Below are 1,212 nucleotides of genomic sequence, written 5' to 3'. Positions count from 1 at the left end.
TCCTGGTGAGCCGGCTGAACTGCTCGATCACCACAAGCGACGGAACGGTCTTGAGCTCCAACGCCAACAACTCCGCACAGACGGCCTGCTGATGACCGGACCTCTCGACGACCTCGACAGCACCGACCGCATCCTCCTGGGCGCCTGCGTGGCTGCCTGGCTCGCGGCGCTGGGGGCGGGTGTCGCCGCCATCGTCGCCCTGGTCGATCTGGGCCGCAGCCATGCGCAGGGTTCGGACTCGGCGGGCACCCCCTGGCTGCTCTACACCGTGATCGGCATATCGGCCGTCGTCATCGTCGCCGCCGTGCCGTTGTTGCTGCGGGCCCGGGCCCAGGCGGGCAGTCGGCAACAGCCGCAGCCCACACGCGCCGCAGTCCGGCCGCCACAGGACATGCCCGGGCGCCGGGTGGTGACGCCGGGGCGTACCTCGGAGCCGCCGCTTCTCGTGAGTCGTTACGGCGGCGACGACGTAGCTGCGGCTGCCGTCGAGCAGGTGTGGTTGCGTTACACATTGGCGATCGCCGCCGCGATCGGCGCTGCCACGGCCGCCATCGGCATCGCTACCTATCTGATGGCCACCGAGAGCGATCTGGGCGCCTGGATCTGTTACGGCGTGGCCGGGCTGATCACCGTCGGCATGGTGGCCCTGCCCATCGTTGCGCTGCGTCAGCTCGACGAACTCACCGCTGCCTGATTTCCGTTCTGCGGGCCTGATCCACGCCGCTCGACGTCGATCCCGCCCCGCGGTTCCCACCTGGCGACAGCCTCTTTGCCGCTTGGGCATGCCTGTTTGCGCCGCTCCCACATCAGGCGTCGGCAGGGTTGTAGAGCGGCCCCCGTAGTCATCTCCGGCGCGCTCTGTGCCGGTGGCCCAGCGGATGGCCTCGCGGGCCGGTGCACGTGGGGGAGGGGAGGGCGTCCCGAGACCTCTCGGGAGCAGACGCCCGGATGCCCCGGGCTGGCGGTCTGGCCGTGAAAAAGCAATCGCCGCAACCTCCCTGGGGAGATTGCGGCGATTGCGTCAAGCCGGACCGGGGACGGTCAGTGGTGACCGTTGGTCTCCCCGTCTCCGTGGATGCGGTCCTGCGCCTCCTTGAGCGCTGTGAGCGCCTTCTGCTCGGACGCGTGTGCTGCCTCGGTGATGGCGTCGTGTTCGACGGCCGGGTCGGCGTAGAGGAAGCTGCCGGTGCCGGGGGCGCCGCCGGAGCCGAG

At 70.1% G+C, this 1,212-nt stretch carries 1 protein-coding gene and 2 pseudogenes; 2 read left to right on the top strand and 1 reads right to left on the bottom strand.

The window, feature by feature from the left end:
* A pseudogene (locus tag BST13_RS40110) lies at positions 1-92 on the top strand (hypothetical protein); the annotation flags it as partial.
* Positions 92-694 carry a DUF2561 family protein gene (locus BST13_RS38030; RefSeq protein ID WP_083171378.1) on the top strand — a complete coding sequence of 201 codons (603 nt, stop codon included), beginning with the start codon at positions 92-94 and terminating at the stop codon, positions 692-694. The pseudogene BST13_RS40110 and the gene BST13_RS38030, both read left to right, overlap by 1 nt.
* Positions 695-1,041: 347 nt before the next feature.
* On the opposite strand, the pseudogene BST13_RS40105 reads toward BST13_RS38030, so the two are convergent.
* Positions 1,042-1,212 (bottom strand): annotated as a pseudogene (locus BST13_RS40105) (cytochrome bc1 complex cytochrome b subunit); the annotation flags it as partial.

The organism is Mycobacterium aquaticum, from assembly GCF_002086485.1.
In the GTDB taxonomy this organism is placed as follows: Bacteria; Actinomycetota; Actinomycetes; order Mycobacteriales; family Mycobacteriaceae; genus Mycobacterium; species Mycobacterium aquaticum.
This window is presented reverse-complemented; position numbering and strand designations above follow the sequence as displayed.